Raw genomic sequence first — 20,595 nt, forward strand, 5'->3', positions numbered from 1 at the left:
GAGGGAGAACCAATGGCAAAGGGAATTATGTATATCGACGGCCAGCGGGTGCCCTTCGACGGGGAGAAGAACGTCCTGGCTGTGATCCGGAAGGCCGGCATCGACATGCCCACCTTCTGCTACTATTCAGAACTGAGCGTCTACGGCGCTTGCCGGATGTGCGTGGTGGAGGACGAGAAGGGCAAGATCGACGCCTCCTGCTCCATGGAGCCCCGGGACGGCATGGTGATCCGCACCAACACCGCACGGCTCTTGAAGCACCGGCGGATGATTCTGGAGCTGATGCTGTCCTCCCACTGCCGGGACTGCACCACCTGCGAGAAGAGCGGCAGCTGCCGGCTCCAGGAGCTGGCCCTGCGCTTCGGCGTGCGGCACGTCCGCTTCCAGGACACCCGGCCCCACTATGAGATCGACACCTCCTCTCCGGCCATCGTCCGGGACCCCAACAAGTGCATCCTCTGCGGCGACTGCATCCGGGTGTGCGAGGAGATGCAAGGCATGGGCATCCTGAACTTCGCCCACCGGGGCAGCGATCTGCAGGTAATGCCGGCCTTTGACCGGAAACTCAGTGAGACCAACTGCATCAGCTGCGGCCAGTGCGCCGCCGCCTGCCCCACCGGCGCCATCACCATCTTCAATGAGATCGGCCGGGGCTGGCGGGCCCTTCACGACCCCAAGAAGCGGGTGGTGTTCCAGATCGCCCCGGCGGTCCGGGTGGCGGTGGGCGAGGCCTTCGGCCTGGAGCCCGGTGTCAACGCCATCAACAAGCTGGTGTCTGCCCTGAAGATGATGGGCGCCGACGAGGTGTACGACACCACCTTCGGCGCGGATCTGACCGTCATGGAGGAGGCGGACGAGTTCCTGGAGCGGCTGAAGAAGGGCGGCCCCTTCCCCATGTTCACCAGCTGCTGTCCGGCGTGGGTGAAGTACGTGGAGGAAGAGCGGCCCCACTTCCTGAAGAACATCTCCACCTGCAAGTCCCCCATGGAGATGTTTGCCGCCGTGCTGAAGGACCAGTACGCCAAGAAGGACGCGGAGGACGGGCGGACCACCTATCACATCGCCATCATGCCCTGCACCGCCAAGAAGATGGAGGCCAAGCGGCCGGAGTTCCAGCATGACGGAAAACCGGACGTGGATCTGGTGCTGACCACCCAGGAGATCATCAACATGATCAAGGAGTCCGGCATCCGCTTCGCGGAGCTGGAGGGGGAGTCCCCGGACCTGCCCTTCGGCATGGGCACCGGCGCGGCCACCATCTTCGGCACCACCGGCGGCGTGGCGGAGGCCGTGGCCCGGCGGGTGGTGGAGGACAAGTCCAAGAACACCCTCCAGGCCATCCAGTTCTCCGGTATCCGGGGCAGCGAGACCATCCGGGCCGTGACGCTGCCGGTGGGGGACCGGGCCCTGCGGATCGCCGTGGTCCACGGCCTGGTGAATGCCCAGAAGCTGCTGGACGATATCGAGGCGGGCCGGGAGTACTTCGACCTGGTGGAGGTCATGACCTGCAAGACCGGCTGCGTCGGCGGTGCGGGCCAGCCCTACGGACTGATCCCGGTGAAGCAGCAGCGGGCGGAGGGCCTCTACGAGGCGGACCGCACTGCCCTCATCAAGCGGTCCGAGCGGAACCCCATGGTCACCAAGCTCCTGGAGGGGGCTCTCAAGGGCCGCACCCATGAGCTGTTACACGTGGAGTACAAACGCCCGGACAAGGCGTGAGCGCGTTTTTGCGCGGGGAGCCCCTCCTGCTTGGGAGGGGCTTTTCCCATGCAGCGTCCGCTGCGGGCGGAGAAAAATTTTCCTTGCGTTTCCGGGCGGGATCCGGTATCGTAGAAAAAGAGCGCGAAAGGAGGACCAGAGCATGATCCTGATGGCCTGTGTGGACGGCCGGAACGGCATGGCCTTCAACTGCCGGCGGCAGAGCCGGGACCGGGCGGTGCGGGCGGACCTGCTGGCAGAGGCCGGAGAGGACCGCTTGTGGGTCAGTGAGGCCACGGCCCGGCAGTTTGCCCCGGAGGAGCAGAACCGCCTTCGCGTGGACGAGTCGTTTCTGGAGAAGGCGGGGCCGGGGGAGCCCTGCTTTGTGGAGGACCGCTCCGTGGCGCCCTGTGCCGGGCGCGTGGAGCGGGTGGTGCTGTACCGCTGGGACCGGGCCTATCCGGCGGACCTGTACTGGGACCTGCCCCTGGAGGGCTGGACCCTGGCCCGGCGGGAGGAGTTCCCCGGCTTCTCCCACGAGATCATCACGAAGGAAGTCTATATCCCATGAATCGAACCCGCATTTCCCTGACAGCGGTGCTGCTGTCCCTGTGCCTGTTCCTCTCCGGCTGCATGATGCCCCCGGCGGAGGGGACCGCTGCCTCTTTTTCCCTGGAGGACATCCCCGCTTATGCCGGAGACCCCTATGTGGTCATCGACGACAACCAGCCGGATTTCCCAGAGGAGGACCGGACCTCCACGGAGTCCTTTGAGACCTACAGCCCCCTGGACGCCCTGGGCCGCTGCGGCGCGGCCTACGCCAACGTGGGGCAGGACCTGATGCCCACCGAGGACCGGGGGAGCATCAGCTCCGTCACCCCCTCCGGCTGGATCAACAAGGAGTACGACGGCGAGTACCTGTACAACCGCTGCCACCTGATCGGCTTTCAGCTGACGGGGGAGAACGCCAACGAGGAAAATCTCATCACCGGCACCCGGTATATGAACGTGGACGGGATGCTGCCCTTTGAGAACCTGGTGGCGGACTATGTGAAAGAGACGGACAACCACGTCCTCTACCGGGTGACCCCGGTGTTCGAGGGTCAGAACCTGGTGGCCGGCGGCGTCCAGATGGAGGCCTGGTCCGTGGAGGACGCCGGGGACGGCGTGTGCTTCAACGTGTATGTGTACAACGTCCAGCCCGGCATCACCATCGACTACGCCACCGGTGAGAGCTGGCAGGAGGGCACAGAGCCGGCGGACGGGGACGTGACGTACATCCTCAACACCAACAGCCATAAATTCCACGATCCCGACTGTGCCGGCGCGGCCAGCATGAGCGACGCCAACCGGCAGGAGTACACCGGCAGCCGGGAGGACCTGATCGCCCAGGGCTACACCCCCTGCGGCCAGTGCGACCCGTAAGCGAAAGCCGCCCGGAACAGACGCTCCGGGCGGCTTTTTCAGGCGTCTTAACAGCAGCAGCTCAGCGGCCGGACGCAGTCGGCGGTGATCTGGGGCGGATCGCTCCGGGTCATGGCGCCGCTGAATTCGATGCAGACCTGCTGTCCCACCCGGAAGCAGCAGGCGTTGTCTGTATGGACCAGGACCTGTTGGTGGTTCTCGTGGTCGCAGACGCACAGCTCACAGGGGCAGACCCGCAGAACGGTTGCGCGCATGGTGACAGCAGCCTCGCAGGAAGTGCTCTCCATTTCCATTGCCTCCTCAACTCGTGATACAGTCCAGTCTATGCCCGGCGGCGGAAATGGTGCCCGGCGGCGGGCCTCCGGGGTTGTGCTTTCCGGCGGGGCGTGGTAGAATAGCCGCAAAGCGGCTTGGAAAGGAACGAGAGCATGTACGACGAACTGACGGAAGTGGACATCAAAAAGATGCAGGAGGAGATCAACTACCGGACCCAGGTCCTGCGTCCCCAGCTGATCGAGGAGGTGCAGACGGCCAGAGCCTTCGGCGATCTCAGCGAGAACTACGAGTACAAATGCGCCAAGCAGGCCAAGAACCGCAACGACAGCCGCATCCGCTACCTGGAGCGGATGATCCGCACCGCCAAGGTCATTGAGGTAAAGGACCAGGGCGACCGGGCGGGATTGTTCGACAAGGTCACCATCTACAACGAGCTGGCGAAGCAGGAGATGACCCTCCAGATCGTCACCACCCTGCGGCAGGACGCCCTGAAGGGCCTCATCAGCAAGGAGTCCCCTGTGGGAAAGGCTCTGCTGGGCCGCCAGGTGGGGGACCGGGTCCAGGTGGAGGTGAGCCCGGAGCTGAAATACTGGGTGGAGATCCGGACCATCGAAAAGGGCCGGGACGACGAGAGCCTGGAGATCAGCAGCTACTGAGCGGATATATCAAAAGAAGGAGAGAGCATCATGTTATTTCTGTGGTACCCCAAGTGCACCACCTGCCAGAAGGCCAAGGCCTTTCTGGATGAGCGGGGCGTCTCTTACGAGGCCCGGGACATCAAGCTGGAAAACCCCACAGCGGAGGAGCTGCGGGCCTGGTGGCAGAAGAGCGGCCTGCCCCTGAAAAAGTTCTTCAACACCAGCGGCCTGCAGTACAAGGCCCTGGGCCTGAAGGACAAGCTGCCGGAGATGAGCGAGGAGGAGCAGCTGGCCCTGCTGGCCACCGACGGGATGCTGGTGAAGCGGCCCATCCTGGTGGGGGAGGGCTTCGTCCGCACCGGCTTCCGCCCGGCGGAGTGGGAGACAGTCCTGGGATGATCCAGCGATACGACTTCGCCCCTCTGGACGGCATCACCAAGGTGGTGTTCCGGCAGGTGTACCACCGGCTGTTCGGCGGGGCGGACCGGTATTTCATCCCCTTTTTCTCCCCCACGGACCAGCACATCCTCACCAAGCGGGACCAGCGGGAGCTGGACCCGGCCGCCAACGCCGGGCTGCACGTGGTGCCCCAGGTGATGACCCGCCGGGCGCCGGACTTCCTCTGGGCGGCGGAGGTGGTGGCGGACATGGGCTACACCGAGGTGAACCTGAACCTGGGCTGCCCCTCCGGTACTGTCACCGCCAAGGGCAAGGGCTCCGGCTTCCTGGCAAGGCCCGAGGAGCTGGAGCGGTTCTTCGACGAGGTGTTCGCCTCGGTGAAGCTGCCGGTGTCCGTCAAGACCCGGCTGGGGGTGAAGGAGCCGGAGGAATTTGAACGGCTGCTGGAGATCTACAACCGCTACCCCATCGCCTGCCTCACCATCCACCCCCGCATCCAGAAGCAGTTCTACAAGGGCACGGTCCACCGGGACTGGTTCACCTGGGCGGCGGAGCGGAGCCGGAATCCCCTGTGCTACAACGGGGACCTGGTGACGGTGGAGGACTGCGGGGCCTTTGCGGCGGACTTTCCCGCCGTCGACGCGGTGATGATCGGCCGGGGGGCCATCGCGGACCCGGCCCTGCTGCGGAAGCTCCATGGCGGCGCCCCCGCCACCCGGCAGGAGATCCAGGATTTCACCCGGACGCTGTACCAGTCCTACCAGGACTTCTACGGCCAGGCAGGACCTGCGGCCCAGCGGATGAAGGAGGTCTGGTTCTTCCTGATCCACCTGTTCGAAGGCGGCGAGCGCCACCACAAGAAGATGCGACGCCTCCGGACACCGGCGGAGTACGAGGCGGTGGAGGCCGCCATCTTCCGGGAGCTGCCCCTGCGGGACCACGCGGAGGGCGCGTTTGGATAAAGAAAACGAGACCGGAGAACAGCGTTCTCCGGTCTTGCTTTTGCCTATTCAGAAGGAGATCAGGTTCAGACCCACCTCGTCGCTGAACACCCGGTCCGTCCGGCCGGGCAGACAGGTCACCACCAGCTCGCAGGTGGCGCTGATGACAGCCTCGTTCAGATGCCCGCCGAAGGCGTGGCCCTCCTGGTCGGCGGCACACATGTGGAGGTGGCAGTAGAACGCGTCGTTCATGGTGTTGATGGTGCCCACCAGGGAGACGATCTCATAGACTCCCTGGAAGCGGTTGGACTTGTAGACCTTGGCGCCGGTGTCGAACACCCCCACAGTGAAGTCCTTCACGGCGCCCAGGGCGGTGACGGAGGCCAGCTTGACGCCCTCCTGCTCCGCAAAGACCTTCAGCTGGGTCAGAATTTCCTCACCCGGGTCCATGCGGACGATGTACGTGTCTCCGAATTTCCGGTATTCCATTGACAGTTCCTCCTGTGTTTGATCTCAGATACCCTAACGATACCACATCCCAGGCCCCGCCGCAAGCCCCTGCGGCGGGCCGCAACGGTTTCTTGCGTGACAAATCGGCGGCCTATGTGGTATGCTGAGACCGGGAGGCGAGGCCATGAACGCGGTGGGAAAGAATCTGAAACAGCTGCGCCAGCGGGAGAAGCTGACCCAGGACGCCCTGGCGGGGCGGCTCCATGTGACCCGGCAGGCGGTCTCCTCCTGGGAGACCGGCAAGACCCAGCCGGACATTGAGACCCTGACCGCCCTGGCGGAGGCGCTGGGCGCCGACGTCCGGGAACTGATCTACGGCCCGGAGCGAGTGGAACGGCTCTATATTCGGTTCCAGCGGCGGTACATCGTCTGTACCGCCATCTGTATTCTGGCGTTTCTGGCCTGGTGCGTACTGGAGCTGACGCTGGCACCGTACCTGGCGGAGTTGCTGAAGAAGGGGTATCTGGGTTGGCCTAGCTATATTTTCGCCTGTACGGTGCCGCCTGTTGTATATGCCGCGGCGGGAGTCCTGCTGCCTTCCGCCATCTCCCTGTGGGGGGACATCCGGCTGCGCTCCGGCAGAGTGCGGCGGGTGCTGTCTGCCCTGGGACTGCTGCTCCTGGGCCACTATGTGCTGTGGGCGGTGGTGCCGTTGTTGGGCAACTGGTATTCGATTTTTCGGGACTGGTTTTATCTGCTGTTCCGCCTGCCTCTTTTGCGAAACAGCTCCCTGTTCCTTGCGGGCTGCCTCCTGTTTTTGGGACTGAACAAATGAGCGAAACTGGGTAAAAAAACCCGGACCGCATCGCGGTCCGGGCGTTTCCTTTACTGGGGCAGCGTCAGGTCTCCCGGCTTGATCCAGCCGATCTTCTGGAAGAACAGCCCGAAGAGCCAGGTGAGGACGGCGGGGAGGACGAAGGAGATCAGGATCAGCCCCGCCCAGTCAAAGGCCGTGGGGACAATGGCGGCGGCCCCGTTGGCCAGCGCCGCGTCGCTGGGGCTGACCCAGCCGGTCCAGACACCCAGCTGGCCGCACAGACCGCAGGTGCCCATGCCGGAGTTGATGGGGTCCCCGTTCATCTCCAGCTTGAAAAAGCAGGTGGCCAGGGGTCCGGTGACGGCGGAGGTCAAAATGGCCGGCAGCCAGATCCGGGGGTTCTTCACGATGTTGGGCATCTGCAGCATGGAGGTGCCGATGCCCTGGCTCACCAGACCGCCCCAGCGGTTCTCCCGGAAGGAGAGGACGGCGAAGCCCACCATGTTGGCGCAGCATCCCGCCACGGCGGCGCCCCCCGCCAGTCCGGTCAGCCCCAGGACGGAGCAGATGGCGGCGGAGGAGATGGGCAGCGTCAGGGCAATGCCCACCAGCACGGACACCAGCATGCCCATCCAGAAGGGCTGCAGCTCCGTGGTCCGCATGATCAGCTGGCCGAAGGCACTGGCCGCTCCGCCGATGGGCGGCGCGATGACCCAGGCAGCCCCCACGCCGATGAGGATGGTGACGATGGGCGTCACCAGAATGTCCACCTTGGTCTCCTTGCTGACGGCTTTGCCGAACTCCGCGGCGATGATGGCAACGAACAGCACTGCCAGAGGTCCGCCGGCCCCGCCCAGGGCGTTGCAGGCATAGCCCACCGTCACCAGGGAGAACAGCACCATGGGCGGCGCCTGGAGGGCATAGCCGATGGCTACCGCCATGGCGGACCCGCTCATGAACGACGCCAGTCCACCGATGGTGTATCCCACGCCGTTGATGGTGATGATCTGAGCCGTGAGGAAGCCGATGTGGAACTGAGAGCCGATGGTGTTGAGGATCGTGCCGATCAGCAGGGAGCAGAAGAGGCCCTGGGCCATGGCGCCCAGGGCGTCGATGCCGTACCGCTTGGCGGAGATGACGATGTTCTTGCGTTTGAGAAATCCTTTGAACCGTTCCATGGGAGACACCTGCTTTTATGTAGAATTGAAATACGGTTTACATGTGTCAAGACACCTGTAAACCGTATCATACACAAGAATCTTCCATCTGTCAACCGCTTTTTTGCAGCTGGTCACCCCTCCAGAAGAACGCCCAGCCGCCGCAGCTCCTGCCGGACCCGGTCAAAGGCCGCTTCGTCCGGACAGGAGAGGGTGTGGAGGTGGATGCCCTCCGTCAGCTCCGACAGGGGGCGGGCGTCCGGCTGGCTGCAGCGGGCGAGGAACTGGGCCACATCGTACCGGCTGACAAGCTGCAGGGGCCCCGTCAGCTGGCCGTAGATGGGATGCTCCACAATGACGTCCAGCACCGTGCAGCCCTGGTCCACCATGGCGTTCAGCTCCGCCTCCATACCGGCGGCATCGTGCTGGACAGCCACCTGCCGCACCAGGCCCGCCGTCTCCCGCAGGATCACATACCCCCGGGGCGTGGCGGAGATCTCCGCCCCCGCCGCCCGCAGCAGAGCGATGTCTCCCACGATGATTTGCCGGCTGACGGCAAATCGGGCCGCCAGGGCTGAGGCGCTGACGGGCTGTTTGGAATTCTGCAGAAGCTCCCGGATGGCCTGCCGCCGTTCCTCTGCGCGCATGGAGATCTCTCCTTTCTGTCATGACAGCAGTATAGCACATCCCCGGCGGATTGCAAAGAAAAAAGGAGAGCCGAGGCTCTCCTTTTTTTGCAGGCTCAGCCGCCCAGATAGGCACGCTTGATCTCCGGACTGGCCAGCAGCTCCTGCCCGGTGCCGGAGGTGACGATCCTGCCGGTCTCCAGCACATAGCCCCGGTCGGCGATGCTCAGAGCCGCCTGGGCGTTCTGCTCCACCAGCAGGATGGTGGTACCGGCTTTGTGAAGGGTCCGGATGATCTCAAAGATCTGCTCCACCAGGATGGGAGCAAGGCCCATGGAGGGCTCATCCAGCATCAGCAGCTTGGGACGGCTCATCAGGGCCCGGCCCATGGCCAGCATCTGCTGCTCACCGCCGGAGAGGGTGCCGGCGATCTGCCGCCGCCGCTCCATCAGCCGGGGAAAATGGGTGTAGACCTTTTCCAGGTCCTGGTCGATGCCGGCCCCGGACCGGGTGTAGGCCCCCATCTGAAGGTTTTCCTCCACGGTCATCTGCAGGAAGATCCGCCGTCCCTCCGGTACCTGGGCCAGCCCCTTGGCCACGATTTTGTGGGCGGGGATCCCCATCAGGCTCTCGCCCAGAAACTCAATGGAGCCGGTGCGGGAGTGGAGCAGGCCGGAGATGGTCTGCAGGGTGGTGGATTTGCCGGCGCCGTTGGCGCCGATCAGGGTGACGATCTCCCCGGGATTCACCTCGAAAGAGACGCCCTTGATGGCGTGGATGGCGCCGTAGTAGACGTTGATGTCGCTGACTTTCAGGATCGGTTCCATGGTCACGCCTCCTTCTGTTTGCCGAGATACGCCTCGATGACGGCGGGGTTGGACTGGATCTCTTCCGCCGTGCCCTTGGCGATGACCTGGCCGAAGTTCAGGACACAGATGCCCTCGCAGATATTCATGACCAGCTTCATGTCGTGCTCGATCAGCATGACGGCGATCTGGAAGGTGTCCCGGATCTTGACGATGTTCTCCATCAGCTCCGCCGTCTCGGAGGGGTTCATCCCTGCCGCCGGCTCATCCAGCAGCAGGAGGGAGGGGTTGGTGGCCAGGGCCCGGACGATCTCCAGCCGCCGCTGGGCTCCGTAGGGGAGGGAGCCGGCCGCATGGTCCGCCAGGTGCTCCATGCCGAAGATGGAGAGCAGCTCCATGGCCCGGTCATGGGCGGCTTTTTCCCGGCTCCAGTACCAGGGCAGCCGCAGCACGCCGGTGAGGGCGGAGTAGTGCTCCTGATTGTGGAGGCCCACCTTCACATTGTCCTCCACCGACAGATTGTTGAACAGGCGGATGTTCTGGAAGGTCCGGGCAATGCCCATGCGGTTGATCTGGGCGGTGGTCTTGCCGGAGGTGTCCAGCCCGTCCAGCAGGATGGTGCCCCGGGTGGGCTGATACACCTTGGTCAGCAGGTTGAAGATGGTGGTCTTGCCGGCGCCGTTGGGACCGATGAGGCCTGCGATCTCCGTCCGGCCGATGGTGAGGTTGAAGTCGTTCACCGCCCGCAGTCCGCCGAAATCGATCCCCAGGTGGCGGCACTCCAGGATGGGGGACTTGTCGATGTCCCGCTCCGGGATGATGGAGTGGCTGGGAACCGGGACCATCTTTCCCTTTTCGAATTTCTTATTCATCGATGGCAGCCCCCTTTCTTCTGGGAATGATCCGGCTGATCAGCGCCCGCACCTGCGGATTGTTGGTGGCCAGCATCACCAGGATCAGCACGATGGCGTACACCAGCATCCGGTAGTCGGAGAACTGCCGCAGAGCCTCCGGCAGCACATACAGGACCACCGTGGCGATGATGGAGCCCCAGATGCTGCCCAGGCCCCCCAGCACCACATACACCAGCACCAGGATGGAGGTGTTGAAGTCGAACTGCGCGGCAGTGACGTTGGAGTAGTTCAGGCCGAACAGGGCGCCGGCGGCACCCGCCAGGGAGGCGGAGGTGACAAAGGCGATCAGCTTGTACTTGGTGACGTTGATGCCTACGCTCTCGGCGGCGATCCGGTTGTCCCGGATGGCCATGACGGCCCGGCCGGTCCGGCTGCGGACCAGATTCAGCACCACCACCAGGGTGATCATGATCAGCACGAAGCCCATGGTGAACGTGGCGATGCGGGCATTGCCGGTGGCGCCCTGGGCGCCCTTGATGATCTCGATGCCGTTCTCGCTGAGGCCCAGGGAGGACATGCTCTTGGTGCCGTCCACGTTCAGGGCGATGTGCAGGCCGTTCTCGTCCCAGCCCACCAGCAGGCAGTTGATGAGGTCCTTGATGATCTCGCCGAAGGCCAGGGTGACGATGGCCAGATAGTCGCCCCGCAGCCGCAGCACCGGGATGCCCACGATGAAGCCCACGATGGCGGCGAAGAAGGCGCCCGCCACCAGGGCGATGACCATCCGCACCAGGTCATTGGGGACAGCGGACTGGAGGCTCATGGCGGTGATGATGCCGGAGAAGGCGCCCACGCTCATGAAACCCGCGTGGCCCAGGGACAGCTCCCCCAGGACACCCACCGTCAGGTTCAGGGAGACAGACATGCACACATAGCAGCAGATGGGCACCAGCATGCCGCCCAGGGAGCGGCTCACCAGCCCCTGGGACTGGCAGATGGACACCACGATAAAGGCCAGGATCACGCCCAGGTATGTGGCGTAATCCGCCTTGGTGATGGTCTTCATATTCTTGAAATAGCTCTTCATGCCGCCACCTCACACTTTCTCGGGCACGTACTTGCCCAGCAGGCCGGACGGCTTCACCAGCAGCACCACGATCAGCACGGCGAAGAGGATCGTATTGGACAGCTGGGTGGAGATATAGGCCTGGGCCAGGGCCTCGATGATCCCCAGCAGCAGGCCACCCAGGAAGGCGCCGGGGATGGAGCCGATGCCGCCGAACACCGCGGCGGTGAAGGCCTTGATGCCGGGCATGGAGCCGGTGGTGGGCTGGAGCACCGGGGAGTAGGAGCACAGCAGGACGCCTGCGACGGCCGCCAGAGCGGAGCCGATGGCGAACGTCATGGAGATGGTGGCGTTGACGTTGATGCCCATCAGCTGGGCGGCGCCCCGGTCCTCGGAGCAGGCCCGCATGGCCTTGCCCATCCTGCTCTTTCCGGTAAAGGTGGTGAGGCCCAGCATGATGACCACGCAGGCCGCGATGGTCAGCAGCGCCACATAGGAGATCCGCAGCTGACCGCCGAACAGGGTCAGCTGGCCGCTGACGATGGGGGTGAAGTTCTTGGGGTTGGCGCCGAACAGCAGCTGGGCCGCGTTCTGCAGGAAGTAGCTGACGCCGATGGCGGTGATCAGCACCGCCAGGGACCCGGCCTGGCGCAGGGGGCGGTAGGCCAGCCCCTCGATGACCACGCCCAGCACCGTGCACACCGCCATGGCCAGCAGGACGGACACCAGCGCCACGATACCCGAGGCCAGGGTGGAGGGATCGTCCCCCAGCAGGTTGCTGCCTGCAAACATGGTCACGTAAAAGGACACATAGGCGCCCACCATGATGACATCGCCGTGGGCGAAGTTCAGCATCTTGGCGATGCCGTACACCATGGTGTAGCCCAGGGCAATGATGGCATAGATGCTTCCCAGGCTGATGCCGGTGATCAGGTAGGATAGAAATTCCATACTTATTTTCCTCTCTTTCCCCTTCTATGGCAGAAACTGAAGCGGCGACGGGATCTCCGCGTCGGTTTCCGCCATAGAAGCCCAGGGAGGGCTGCCGGATGCCCGGCAGCCGGTCCCTGTCCTCTATTTCAGCGGAGTGTGTGTTCCACTGCTTCAGGGAGTGACGTAGGTGCCGTTCTCGATGATGACGGCGGTGGGGTCCTTGCTAACGGCGCCGTTGGCGTCCCAGGTCATCTCGGAACCGGCGCTGGTCAGGCCGGTGACGGAGATGGTGGGCATGACCTCGATCAGGGCGTCGCAGATGTCCTCGGTGGCCATGTCGGCGGTGACGCCGGCGGCCTGGATGGCCTGATACAGGGTGTAGATGGCGTCATAGGCGTCGGCGCCGAACTGGTTGGGGGTCCCGCCGTAGGCCTCCTGGTACTTGGTAACAAAGTTCTGGGTCATCTCGTCCTCCGCATCGGCGGAGAAGGGGGTCAGCAGGTACACGCCCTCGGCCAGGGAGGCGTCGAAGTTGTCGGCGGTCAGGATGCCGTCCATGCCGTCCACGCCGAAGAAGGTGGGCTTGTAGCCCAAGGCATTGGCCTGGGTAAGGATGGCGGAGGCAGGGGTGTAGTAGATGGGCAGGAACAGCAGGTCGGCACCGGCGGACTGAGCGGCGGTCAGCTGCACGTTGAAGTCAGTCTGGTTGGCCTCGGCGAAGGTGCCCTCGTAGACGATGTCCATGCCCCGGGCGTCGGCCTCGGCCTTGAAGTTGTCACGGATGCCGATGGAGTATTGCTCGTCGTTCTTGTAGATGATGCCGATCTTGGCGTCCGGGAAGTGCTCGTTGATGTACTGCGCGGAGCGGGAGCCCTGGTTGGAGTCGGTGAAGCAGATCTGGAACACGTTGTCGTTGTTTTCGATGACGTCATCACCGGAGGCGGAGGGAGTCAGCGTAAACACCCGGTCATCATAGGTCAGCGGCACCACGGACAGAGCCGGCTGAGTGGTGACGGTGCCCACCAGGATCTGCATCCCCTTGTCCATCAGACTGTTGTAGGCGTTGACGGAGGTTTCGGCATCGTTGACGTCATCGGCAGCGGGCAGCAGCTCGAACTGGATGTCGCCGCCCAGGGCGTTGATCTCGTCCACGGCGATCTGGGCGGAGTTGGCCACACAGGTGCCGTAGATGGCAGCGCCGCCGGTCAGGGGGCCGATGACGCCGATCTTGAAGGCGGTGCCGGTGGACACGGTGGTGTCAGAGCCGCCGTCATCCGCGGCGGACGTGTCGTTTCCACCGCCGCAGGCGGTGAGCCCCAGTGCCATGGTCAAAGCCAGGGCAAGCGCAAGTAACTTCTTCTTCATCTTGTATTCTCCTTTTCCTGGATAGAATTATACAAAAAAGCGGCCCCGCCAGATGCGGAGCCGCTTTACTGTATCACACAGTGATGCACCTCATCGCAATCTTGGCGAATCGCAATATTCCAATACCAACAGGACCAGTACCAGAATGGAAATGCCCGCTACAAATACGCTTACCAAAATGGTAATGGATACCAGCGCGCAAATAATAATGGACGCCAGCAGAATGGCGTCCAGAATGAGGGCGATATGGCTCTTGGAGGTGCAGGACATCGCGGCGGAATGCGCGCGAGAAGCAGACGTCGTACCGTTGGCAGACGCATCAGTCATGGTCATATTCTGGGTCATCATCATACAACCGGCCATTCTGTACGACTCCTTTCGCAGCAGACAACTGCTTGATGTTGACTCACATTCTACCGACTCTCTGCAAAAAAGTCAATCCGGAAGTTAGAAAATATTTGCCGGATTAGCGTCAAAAAATCAAAATATATTTATGCAGAATATACAAAAACGGCGGACGAGCCAGCGACAAAAGCAAAATTTAAGGCGGAAAAACACAAAAAAGGGGGAGACGGCGCATGCCGTCTCCCCTCTGCGTTGTCTGGAAAAATTTTAATAGCACTTGCGGTAGATGGCCTCTTCGCTCTCCAGGTCGAAGGGATAGTAGGCGTTGGTCATCAGGCGCTGCTGGTTGGCCTCGACAGACAGGGGGAAGGCCTTGAAGTCCGCCTCGGTGAAGCCGCAGTCCCGCAGGGGACGCAGGGGCAGGATGCGCTGCAGCAGGGCGTTCATCTCGGGGATGGCGTCCTTGACCTCGCAGCCCAGGATGCTGGCCACCAACTCCTTGAAGCGCATGATCTCGCCGTCGGGCTTATGCTCGTCATAGTAGTCCATGATGGCACCGAACAGCATGTAGTTGCTCTCGCCATGGGGCACGTGATAGGTGCCGCCCAGGGGGAAGCTCATGCCGTGGACCGGGCCGCAGCCGGCCTTCAGGAAGGCAATGCCGGCGTAGAAGCTGGCGGTGACGAACTGGTCCATATACTCGAACCGGGCATCCTGGCCCTTCTCGTCGATCAGCTTGAAGCCCTTCAGGATCATGTCCATGGCCTTCTCACTGAACAGCTCGGAGGTCATGGTCTTGCGATGGGGGCTCAGGAAGGACTCGGTGGCGTGGACCAGCGCGTCGATGGCGGAGCAGGCGAAGGGCTTGTAGGGCAGGGTCTTCAGCAGCTCGGGGATCAGGCACACCTTGTTGGGGATGATGTCGTCAGACACCAGGCCCAGCTTGGTCTCACCGCCGGTGAGCACGCCGTCCTTCTCGTCCTTGACGATGGCAACAGAGATGTTGGTGCACTCAGAGCCGGTGCCGCAGGTGGTGGGGATGGCGATGACGTCCTTCTCATGCACCACGGGGAACCGCTTGAAGTACAGGTTGTGGACCGTGTCGGGGCGCTTGCAGCCCAGCAGCTTGCACAGGTCCATGATGGCGCCGCCGCCCACGGCGATGACGCGGTCATAGCTGTCGTAGGGGATGGCGTCGTACATGACCTGGATCATTTCCTCGCTGGGCTCGCCGGCGCCGAACTTCTCCTGGAACACATAGTGGCACTTCAGCCCCAGATCCTTCATGAACGGGGTGTAGATGAACTCGTTGGTCAGCACCACGTCCCGCTCGTTCAGCTTGAACTCCTCCGCCATCTGGGCGAAAGTCTGGAACTTGTAGACGGTGGGCGCAAAGATGATCTCTCTCTTGTCAGCCATCAGGGAAGCGGAAAAAGCATCCATGATTCATGTCTCCTTTTCAAAATTGATTATGGTGATACAGGCGGGGCCACGGGGACCCCGCCGGGTATCCAAAAGTTATTTGCGGGCGATGGCCTTCTTGACGGCGGCCACGATGTTGGCGGCACGCAGGCCATACTCATCCATCAGGAAGTCCTGGGGACCCACCTGGCCGAACCGATCCTGCACGCCCACGAACTCCTGGACCGTGGGGGCGTTCTTGGCCAGGCAGTTGGCCACCACGGAGCCCAGACCGCAGGTGACGTTGTGGTTCTCGGCGGTGACGATGGCGCCGGTCTCCTTGGCGGCCTTGACCACCAGCTCCTCATCCAGGGGCTTCCAGGTGAACATGTCGATGACCCGGACGGAGATGCCCTCCGCCTGCAGGGCCTCATAGGCCTTCAGGGACTCGTCCACCATGATGCCGGAGGTGATGATGGTGGCCTGGTCCTTGTCAGACTCGTGGAGCACCACGCCCTTGCCGATCTCGAACTCGCTGCCCTCGCCGTACACCTGGATGATGCCCTTGCGGACGAACCGGGTGTAGGTGACGCCCTTGTCGATGTTCACCAGCTGGCGGGTGATGCTGGCCAGCTGATCGTAGTCGGCGGGATCCAGCACAGTGGTCTCGGGAATGGACAGGTACATGGCCGCGTCCTCCAGGGGCATGTGGGTGCCGCCGTTGAACGCGGCGGTGACGCCGGCGTCGGAGCCCAGCACGTGGACCGTCAGCCCGGCATAGGCGGCGGACATGTAGATCTGGTCATAGCACCGGCGGGAGGAGAAGGTGCCGAAGGAGTGGAAGAAGACCTTCTTGCCGGTGGCGGCGAGACCTGCGGCCACGCCGGCGGCGTTGCCCTCGGCGATGCCGGCCTCAAAAGCCCGGTCAGGGTAGTTCTTCCGCAGCTGCTTGGTGTTGATGCAGCCCATCAGGTCGCAGTCCACGTAGCAGATGGACTTGTCCTGCGCCATCATCTCGTTCAGTGTCAGAGCGAGACCATCCCGGCAGGCCCGGGAATCCTTTTCATGCTTTCCGATCAGTTTCACGTTCATGGATCTCACCCTCCTCAAGCGTTTTTGATGTCTTCCAGAGCCTTCTCGGATGCGGCCAGCGCCTCGGCCCACTGCTCTTCATTGGGCTGAGAGGAGTGGTCGTGCTTGGGCTCGGCAAACGTGGCGCCCTTGCCCTTGCAGGTGTCCAGCACGATGCAGCTGGGCACGCCCTTCTTGGCATAGGCGTTCTGGATGGCATCGTAGATGGCCTTCACGTCGTGGCCGTCGATCTCCTGCGTATACAGGCCGAAGGCCTCCGCTTTCTTGGCAAGGCTGCCGTGGGCCAGGATATCGTCCGTGGGGCCGTCCAGCTGATAGCCGTTGTTGTCGATGAAATAGATGATGTTGTCCAGCTTGTGGGCATAGGCGAAGTGGAAGGCCTCCCAGACCTCGCCCTCGTCGGCCTCACCGTCGCCGATGACGCAGAACACGTGGCTGTCACGGCCGTCGATCTTGTTGCCCAGGGCAGCGCCGGTGGCGGTGGAGGCGCCCTGGCCCAGAGAGCCGGTGGTCAGATCCACGCCGGGGGTCAGCTTGCGGTCCGTGTGGCTGGGGAAGTGGGTGTGGGGATGGTTGAGGGTATAGGCCTCTTCCATGGGATAGTAGCCCATGAGACCGAAGGTGGCGTAGGCCACGGGGCCCGCATGGCCCTTGGACAGGACCAGCCAGTCCCGGTCTTCCCACCGGGGATTCTTCGGATCGAACTTCATGACCTCTCCGTACAGGACGGCCATCAGGTCCGCCAGGTCCATGGAGCCGCCCACGTGGCCGAAGCCCCGGGAGTGGATGACCTTCAGCGTTTCCAGCCGGATCTCAGCCGCCAGAACTTTGCATTTCTTCTCGTTCATGGGGAGTTTCTTCCTTTCCGTTTCTTAAATTGCACGCCGTGCACGCCGCGCGGCGTGGAATCAGCGGGGAGACAGCATCTCTCCGCAAAGGGAAACCGTTCATATGTGTACGCCAACAGAAATGGCAAGAATACCACTTCCGCTTCAGGATATCACAAAAAGAAAAAATTTAAAAGGCCTTTCTTGGGAAAAACAGGGTTTTTCAGAGGCAAATTCAACCCTCCAAACAAAAATCAGAGGATTGAACAATATTATCGAACAAAAATGTGTGATTTGCACAAAAACAAATCCGGCTTTTTCTATATTTTACCCCAAGTTCCTATAGCACGTCAACCAACGTTTCGTTTTTCACAAGGAAATTTCCGCCGGGATCCGGTGCCGCAGCGCCGTTCCGGATGTAAAAAGGGCGGAAAACGTTTGCGCCCTACGGGAAGATCCGGACCAAAGAAAAGATCGGATGTCTGCACTGCTGAAATCGCAGATTTTATCTGGAAAATTCAGAGAAATTTCATTGACAAGGATTCAAAAATTCGATATTCTAAAGAAGCAAGAAAACGCAAATGTGTTTTATTTTTTCGAGAAATGCGGAAACGTTTGCGAAAATCCTGACTTTGATGCAGAAAGGCGGTGCGAGATGAAGAGCGTCACGCTGAAGGATGTGGCCCGGGCGGCAGGAGTCTCCTATTCCACCGTCTCCCGTGCCCTTTCGGACAGCCCGCAGATCGGGCAGGAGACCCGGGAGCGGATCCGGCGGCTGTGTGACGAGATGGGCTATACGAAGAACTATATCGCGCGCTCCATGGTCATGAAGAAGACGGACCTGATCGGACTGGTGGTCCCTTCCATCGACAACCACTACATGTCTGAGCTGGCATATTATGCGGAGGTCAGGGCACAGGCCAGAGGCTACAACATCATGCTGTGCAACTCCGCGCCGGATCTCCGGCAGGAGCGGACGGTGGTCCAGCTGCTGGTGAACCGGCAGGTTGACGGGATCCTGATCGTCCCGCAGGAACACCATAGCTGCGAGGACCTGAAGCCATACGCGGATCAGGTGCCCATGGTGTTTCTCAGCGAGGATCTGCGGGACCAGCCCCAGAGCTGTGTCACCACAGACAATGCCCGGGGTGCCTATCTGGGCGTGGAGTATCTCTACAGCCTGGGACACCGGGACATCCTGTATTTCGGCCGGCGTCGGGCCGTCACCCACCAGCTGCGGGCGGAGGGATACCTCCAGGCCTGCCGGGACATGGGGCTGACGCCGCGGGTGGTGGACAGCAGCTTCTCCCGCTCCTCTCCTGAGGGCGGATATGAGATGGCAAAGGAGCTCTTCCGGAAGCCCATCGACTACACGGCCATTTTTGCCTCAACAGATTCCAATGCGCTGGGGATCATGCGGGCGGCGGACGAGATGGGCATTCAGATCCCGGAACAGCTGAGCCTGATGGGGTTTGACAACATCTCCGCCAGCGCCCTGTCGCGGATCGACCTGACCACAGTGGAGCAGTCCAAACGGGAGATGGCCACCCAGGCAGTGGACATCCTTCTGAACAAGATCGAGCGCGGAACCCGGGGATATGTGCATCAGATCCTCATGCCCAGCCTGATCAAGCGCGGATCCTGCCGGATGGTGGGATGAGCGGGCACGGTCCAATTTCGGCGGCTACGCCGTTCAGCAGAAGGAGGAAGCAGCAGATATGAACGGATATCTTTACGATCCCCACACCCATACGGCAGAGACCAGCAAATGCGGCCACCTGCCGGCGGCGGAGGTGGTGGACCGCTACGTGCGGCAGGGCTTTTCCGGCCTGGTGGTGACGGATCACCTCCACCCGGAATACCTGTCCCGGATCGACACGGACCACGACTGGAACAAGGTCATGGACCACTATCTCAGCGGCTACCGGGCCTCCAAGGCCCGGGGCGACGAGCTGGGATTCGACGTGATCCTGGGCGCGGAGCTCCGATTCCCGGAAAATGACAACGACTATCTGGTCTACGGCATCGATGAGGCATGGCTCCGGGGAAACCCCTACATGTGCTGCATGAGTGCCCGGGAGTTCTTTCAGAAGTTCCACGACCAGGTGCTGATCATCCACGCCCATCCCTATCGGGACGGCAACACCACCGTGTTCGAGGACGCCGTCCACGGGACGGAGATCATCAACGGCAATCCCCGGCATGACAACTACAATGACCGTGCCCTGGAGCTGGCCCGCCGCCATCCGGAGTACCTCCGTCTGGCCGGGTCCGACACCCACCAGAGCGGCGATGAGTGCCGGGCGGGCGTGCTCCTGCCGGAGCGGGTGAGGGACTCCTTTGCCTACCGGCGGATGATCGAGGCACATCGTTTCCAGCTGTGGGGACCGGAATTTTCGGAATTCGTCCGGGCGGACGAGGAAATGCGGAAGGAGGCCCGAAAATGAGCACCTTTGACACGCTGATCATCGGCGAGGTGGCGCTGGATACGAATGTGGACTATGACGGCACCACGGTCCAGGCGATTGGCGGCGCCGTTTACTACTCCGGCTTTGCCGCCGCCAACATCGGCCACAGGACCGCCGTGCTGCCCAAGGCGGATATGACGGCGGAGGAGCTGCGGGCGGCCTTTGCCCAGGCTCCCAACGTCACGGTGTATCCTCTTCCCAGCAGGGCTTCCTTCGTGACGAAGAATGTCTATCACACACCGGACCGGGAGCGGCGGACCTCCACGGTGTCCAGCATGATCGACCCCTACCGGCCGGAGGAGATCCCGGCGGTGGACGCCGCCGTCTGGCATCTGGCGGGACTGGTGAGGGGCGACCTGCCCAATGAGCTGATCCCCTACGCCGCAAAGCATGCCCAGGTAGCCATCGACGTGCAGTGCATGCTGCGCTGTGTGGAGAACGGCGGCATGGTGTACCACGACTGGGCGGAGAAGAAGGAGCTGCTGCCCTATGTCCGCTTCCTCAAGACCGACGCGGCGGAGGCGGAGATCCTCACCGGCCTCACGGACCGGGCGGAGGCGGCCAAACTGCTGTACAGCTGGGGCGCAAAGGAGATCATGATCACCCACAACTCCGAGGTGCTGGTCTACGACGGCAGGGAGATCTACACCTGCCCCATCCGGTCCCGGAACCTCTCCGGCCGCACAGGGCGGGGAGACACCACCTTTGCCGGGTACATCAACGAACGGCTCACCCACGATGTGCCAACGGCCCTCCGCACGGCCACGGCGCTGGTCTCCCTGAAGATGGAGACCCCCGGCCCCTTCCTGGGGACCCGGGCGGATGTGGAGGCATACCAGAGGGAATTCTTCTGAGAACAAGAGAAAGCACCGCTCCGGCGGTGCTTTCAGCTTGGCGAAAAAGTCTTTTCGCCAAGCTGCCTGCGTTTTTCAGAACTTCAAAAAGTTCTGAAAAACGGTTGATGGAAAGCGAAAGACACCCTTCCTGGGTTTCTTTCGCAGCTATCTTCCT

The 20,595-nt window shown here is 62.4% G+C and carries 24 protein-coding genes; 11 read left to right on the plus strand and 13 right to left on the minus strand.

The window, feature by feature from the left end:
* Positions 1-12 precede the first annotated feature (12 nt).
* The 3 genes from H9X91_RS03800 (at position 13) to H9X91_RS03810 (ending at position 3,123) form a co-directional block, all read left to right on the plus strand.
* Positions 13-1,719 carry a [FeFe] hydrogenase, group A gene (locus tag H9X91_RS03800; protein ID WP_204802684.1) on the plus strand — a complete coding sequence of 569 codons (1,707 nt, stop codon included), beginning with the start codon at positions 13-15 and terminating at the stop codon, positions 1,717-1,719.
* A 142-nt stretch (positions 1,720-1,861) separates the two neighbouring features.
* Positions 1,862-2,269 (plus strand): ribonuclease Z, encoded by a 408-nt coding sequence (locus H9X91_RS03805; protein ID WP_204802686.1) that lies wholly within the window; start codon positions 1,862-1,864, stop codon positions 2,267-2,269.
* The gene (locus tag H9X91_RS03810; RefSeq protein ID WP_204802688.1) at positions 2,266-3,123 is read left to right on the plus strand and encodes a DNA/RNA non-specific endonuclease; all 858 of its coding nucleotides are present in this window, start codon (positions 2,266-2,268) and stop codon (positions 3,121-3,123) included. The genes H9X91_RS03805 and H9X91_RS03810 overlap by 4 nt, the downstream gene beginning before the upstream one ends.
* Positions 3,124-3,170: 47 nt before the next feature.
* Here H9X91_RS03810 and H9X91_RS03815 read toward each other — a convergent pair whose 3' ends face one another.
* Positions 3,171-3,410: a hypothetical protein gene (locus H9X91_RS03815; RefSeq protein WP_204802690.1), complete on the minus strand. Its 240-nt coding sequence runs from the start codon at positions 3,408-3,410 to the stop codon at positions 3,171-3,173.
* Between the two features lie 141 nt (positions 3,411-3,551).
* Here H9X91_RS03815 and H9X91_RS03820 point away from each other — a divergent pair, with 141 nt between their 5' ends.
* From H9X91_RS03820 to H9X91_RS03830, 3 genes are read left to right on the plus strand one after another with little or no spacing between them, the layout of a single operon-like run.
* Positions 3,552-4,055, plus strand: coding sequence for a GreA/GreB family elongation factor (locus H9X91_RS03820; protein WP_204802692.1), 504 nt, complete (start codon positions 3,552-3,554; stop codon positions 4,053-4,055).
* Between the two features lie 30 nt (positions 4,056-4,085).
* Positions 4,086-4,436, plus strand: a complete 351-nt coding sequence (locus tag H9X91_RS03825; protein WP_204802694.1) for an arsenate reductase family protein — start codon at positions 4,086-4,088, stop codon at positions 4,434-4,436.
* Positions 4,433-5,398 (plus strand): tRNA dihydrouridine synthase, encoded by a 966-nt coding sequence (locus H9X91_RS03830; RefSeq protein ID WP_204802696.1) that lies wholly within the window; start codon positions 4,433-4,435, stop codon positions 5,396-5,398. Before H9X91_RS03825 ends, H9X91_RS03830 begins: the two co-directional genes overlap by 4 nt.
* A gap of 48 nt (positions 5,399-5,446) precedes the next feature.
* On the opposite strand, the gene H9X91_RS03835 is transcribed toward H9X91_RS03830, so the two are convergent.
* On the minus strand, positions 5,447-5,866 hold the full coding sequence (locus H9X91_RS03835) for a PPC domain-containing DNA-binding protein (protein WP_204802698.1): 420 nt from the start codon (positions 5,864-5,866) through the stop codon (positions 5,447-5,449).
* 145 nt (positions 5,867-6,011) lie between these two features.
* Between H9X91_RS03835 and H9X91_RS03840 the strand changes: the two genes are divergently transcribed.
* On the plus strand, positions 6,012-6,662 hold the full coding sequence (locus H9X91_RS03840) for a helix-turn-helix domain-containing protein (protein WP_204802700.1): 651 nt from the start codon (positions 6,012-6,014) through the stop codon (positions 6,660-6,662).
* 50 nt (positions 6,663-6,712) lie between these two features.
* On the opposite strand, the gene H9X91_RS03845 is transcribed toward H9X91_RS03840, so the two are convergent.
* From H9X91_RS03845 to H9X91_RS03895, 11 genes are all read right to left on the minus strand, one after another.
* Positions 6,713-7,822 (minus strand): PTS sugar transporter subunit IIC, encoded by a 1,110-nt coding sequence (locus H9X91_RS03845; protein WP_204802702.1) that lies wholly within the window; start codon positions 7,820-7,822, stop codon positions 6,713-6,715.
* 113 nt (positions 7,823-7,935) lie between these two features.
* The gene (locus H9X91_RS03850; protein WP_204802704.1) at positions 7,936-8,448 is read right to left on the minus strand and encodes a transcription repressor NadR; all 513 of its coding nucleotides are present in this window, start codon (positions 8,446-8,448) and stop codon (positions 7,936-7,938) included.
* Positions 8,449-8,543: 95 nt separating this feature from the next.
* Entirely contained in the window at positions 8,544-9,245 is a 702-nt protein-coding gene (locus H9X91_RS03855) for an ABC transporter ATP-binding protein (protein ID WP_204802957.1), read from the minus strand.
* A gap of 11 nt (positions 9,246-9,256) precedes the next feature.
* On the minus strand, positions 9,257-10,078 hold the full coding sequence (locus H9X91_RS03860) for an ABC transporter ATP-binding protein (protein ID WP_243414420.1): 822 nt from the start codon (positions 10,076-10,078) through the stop codon (positions 9,257-9,259).
* Positions 10,079-10,097: 19 nt separating this feature from the next.
* Positions 10,098-11,174, minus strand: coding sequence for a branched-chain amino acid ABC transporter permease (locus H9X91_RS03865; protein WP_243414414.1), 1,077 nt, complete (start codon positions 11,172-11,174; stop codon positions 10,098-10,100).
* Positions 11,175-11,183: 9 nt separating this feature from the next.
* Positions 11,184-12,104, minus strand: coding sequence for a branched-chain amino acid ABC transporter permease (locus tag H9X91_RS03870; RefSeq protein WP_204802708.1), 921 nt, complete (start codon positions 12,102-12,104; stop codon positions 11,184-11,186).
* A 153-nt stretch (positions 12,105-12,257) separates the two neighbouring features.
* Positions 12,258-13,451, minus strand: a complete 1,194-nt coding sequence (locus H9X91_RS03875) for an ABC transporter substrate-binding protein (RefSeq protein WP_204802710.1) — start codon at positions 13,449-13,451, stop codon at positions 12,258-12,260.
* A 90-nt stretch (positions 13,452-13,541) separates the two neighbouring features.
* Positions 13,542-13,802 carry a hypothetical protein gene (locus tag H9X91_RS03880; protein ID WP_204802712.1) on the minus strand — a complete coding sequence of 87 codons (261 nt, stop codon included), beginning with the start codon at positions 13,800-13,802 and terminating at the stop codon, positions 13,542-13,544.
* A 261-nt stretch (positions 13,803-14,063) separates the two neighbouring features.
* Positions 14,064-15,239, minus strand: coding sequence for a 4-hydroxybutyrate dehydrogenase (locus H9X91_RS03885; RefSeq protein ID WP_204802714.1), 1,176 nt, complete (start codon positions 15,237-15,239; stop codon positions 14,064-14,066).
* A gap of 75 nt (positions 15,240-15,314) precedes the next feature.
* Positions 15,315-16,289: a transketolase family protein gene (locus tag H9X91_RS03890; protein ID WP_204802716.1), complete on the minus strand. Its 975-nt coding sequence runs from the start codon at positions 16,287-16,289 to the stop codon at positions 15,315-15,317.
* 14 nt (positions 16,290-16,303) lie between these two features.
* Positions 16,304-17,137 (minus strand): transketolase, encoded by an 834-nt coding sequence (locus tag H9X91_RS03895; protein ID WP_204802718.1) that lies wholly within the window; start codon positions 17,135-17,137, stop codon positions 16,304-16,306.
* A gap of 105 nt (positions 17,138-17,242) precedes the next feature.
* Here H9X91_RS03895 and H9X91_RS03900 point away from each other — a divergent pair, with 105 nt between their 5' ends.
* The 4 genes from H9X91_RS03900 to H9X91_RS03915 are packed head-to-tail and all read left to right on the plus strand — an operon-like array spanning position 17,243 to position 20,438.
* Positions 17,243-17,746 carry a hypothetical protein gene (locus H9X91_RS03900; RefSeq protein WP_204802720.1) on the plus strand — a complete coding sequence of 168 codons (504 nt, stop codon included), beginning with the start codon at positions 17,243-17,245 and terminating at the stop codon, positions 17,744-17,746.
* Between the two features lie 25 nt (positions 17,747-17,771).
* The gene (locus H9X91_RS03905) at positions 17,772-18,776 is read left to right on the plus strand and encodes a LacI family DNA-binding transcriptional regulator (protein WP_204802722.1); all 1,005 of its coding nucleotides are present in this window, start codon (positions 17,772-17,774) and stop codon (positions 18,774-18,776) included.
* Positions 18,777-18,834: 58 nt separating this feature from the next.
* The gene (locus H9X91_RS03910; protein WP_204802725.1) at positions 18,835-19,563 is read left to right on the plus strand and encodes a PHP domain-containing protein; all 729 of its coding nucleotides are present in this window, start codon (positions 18,835-18,837) and stop codon (positions 19,561-19,563) included.
* Positions 19,560-20,438 (plus strand): PfkB family carbohydrate kinase, encoded by an 879-nt coding sequence (locus H9X91_RS03915; RefSeq protein ID WP_204802727.1) that lies wholly within the window; start codon positions 19,560-19,562, stop codon positions 20,436-20,438. Before H9X91_RS03910 ends, H9X91_RS03915 begins: the two co-directional genes overlap by 4 nt.
* The last annotated feature ends 157 nt before the right edge of the window (positions 20,439-20,595 follow it).

This window comes from Oscillibacter valericigenes, from assembly GCF_016902445.1.
GTDB lineage: Bacteria > Bacillota > Clostridia > Oscillospirales > Oscillospiraceae > Oscillibacter > Oscillibacter avistercoris.

Bases quoted from the DNA above. Each gene is read 5' to 3' on its own strand.
- H9X91_RS03800 (WP_204802684.1), top strand. From the start codon at position 13: ATGGCAAAGGGAATTATGTATATCGACGGCCAGCGGGTGCCCTTCGAC.
- H9X91_RS03805 (WP_204802686.1), top strand. From the start codon at position 1,862: ATGATCCTGATGGCCTGTGTGGACGGCCGGAACGGCATGGCCTTCAAC.
- H9X91_RS03810 (WP_204802688.1), top strand. From the start codon at position 2,266: ATGAATCGAACCCGCATTTCCCTGACAGCGGTGCTGCTGTCCCTGTGC.
- H9X91_RS03815 (WP_204802690.1), bottom strand. From the start codon at position 3,410: ATGGAGAGCACTTCCTGCGAGGCTGCTGTCACCATGCGCGCAACCGTT.
- H9X91_RS03820 (WP_204802692.1), top strand. From the start codon at position 3,552: ATGTACGACGAACTGACGGAAGTGGACATCAAAAAGATGCAGGAGGAG.
- H9X91_RS03825 (WP_204802694.1), top strand. From the start codon at position 4,086: ATGTTATTTCTGTGGTACCCCAAGTGCACCACCTGCCAGAAGGCCAAG.
- H9X91_RS03830 (WP_204802696.1), top strand. From the start codon at position 4,433: ATGATCCAGCGATACGACTTCGCCCCTCTGGACGGCATCACCAAGGTG.
- H9X91_RS03835 (WP_204802698.1), bottom strand. From the start codon at position 5,866: ATGGAATACCGGAAATTCGGAGACACGTACATCGTCCGCATGGACCCG.
- H9X91_RS03840 (WP_204802700.1), top strand. From the start codon at position 6,012: ATGAACGCGGTGGGAAAGAATCTGAAACAGCTGCGCCAGCGGGAGAAG.
- H9X91_RS03845 (WP_204802702.1), bottom strand. From the start codon at position 7,822: ATGGAACGGTTCAAAGGATTTCTCAAACGCAAGAACATCGTCATCTCC.
- H9X91_RS03850 (WP_204802704.1), bottom strand. From the start codon at position 8,448: ATGCGCGCAGAGGAACGGCGGCAGGCCATCCGGGAGCTTCTGCAGAAT.
- H9X91_RS03860 (WP_243414420.1), bottom strand. From the start codon at position 10,078: ATGGTCCCGGTTCCCAGCCACTCCATCATCCCGGAGCGGGACATCGAC.
- H9X91_RS03865 (WP_243414414.1), bottom strand. From the start codon at position 11,174: ATGAAGAGCTATTTCAAGAATATGAAGACCATCACCAAGGCGGATTAC.
- H9X91_RS03870 (WP_204802708.1), bottom strand. From the start codon at position 12,104: ATGGAATTTCTATCCTACCTGATCACCGGCATCAGCCTGGGAAGCATC.
- H9X91_RS03875 (WP_204802710.1), bottom strand. From the start codon at position 13,451: ATGAAGAAGAAGTTACTTGCGCTTGCCCTGGCTTTGACCATGGCACTG.
- H9X91_RS03880 (WP_204802712.1), bottom strand. From the start codon at position 13,802: ATGATGATGACCCAGAATATGACCATGACTGATGCGTCTGCCAACGGT.
- H9X91_RS03885 (WP_204802714.1), bottom strand. From the start codon at position 15,239: ATGGATGCTTTTTCCGCTTCCCTGATGGCTGACAAGAGAGAGATCATC.
- H9X91_RS03890 (WP_204802716.1), bottom strand. From the start codon at position 16,289: ATGAACGTGAAACTGATCGGAAAGCATGAAAAGGATTCCCGGGCCTGC.
- H9X91_RS03895 (WP_204802718.1), bottom strand. From the start codon at position 17,137: ATGAACGAGAAGAAATGCAAAGTTCTGGCGGCTGAGATCCGGCTGGAA.
- H9X91_RS03905 (WP_204802722.1), top strand. From the start codon at position 17,772: ATGAAGAGCGTCACGCTGAAGGATGTGGCCCGGGCGGCAGGAGTCTCC.
- H9X91_RS03910 (WP_204802725.1), top strand. From the start codon at position 18,835: ATGAACGGATATCTTTACGATCCCCACACCCATACGGCAGAGACCAGC.
- H9X91_RS03915 (WP_204802727.1), top strand. From the start codon at position 19,560: ATGAGCACCTTTGACACGCTGATCATCGGCGAGGTGGCGCTGGATACG.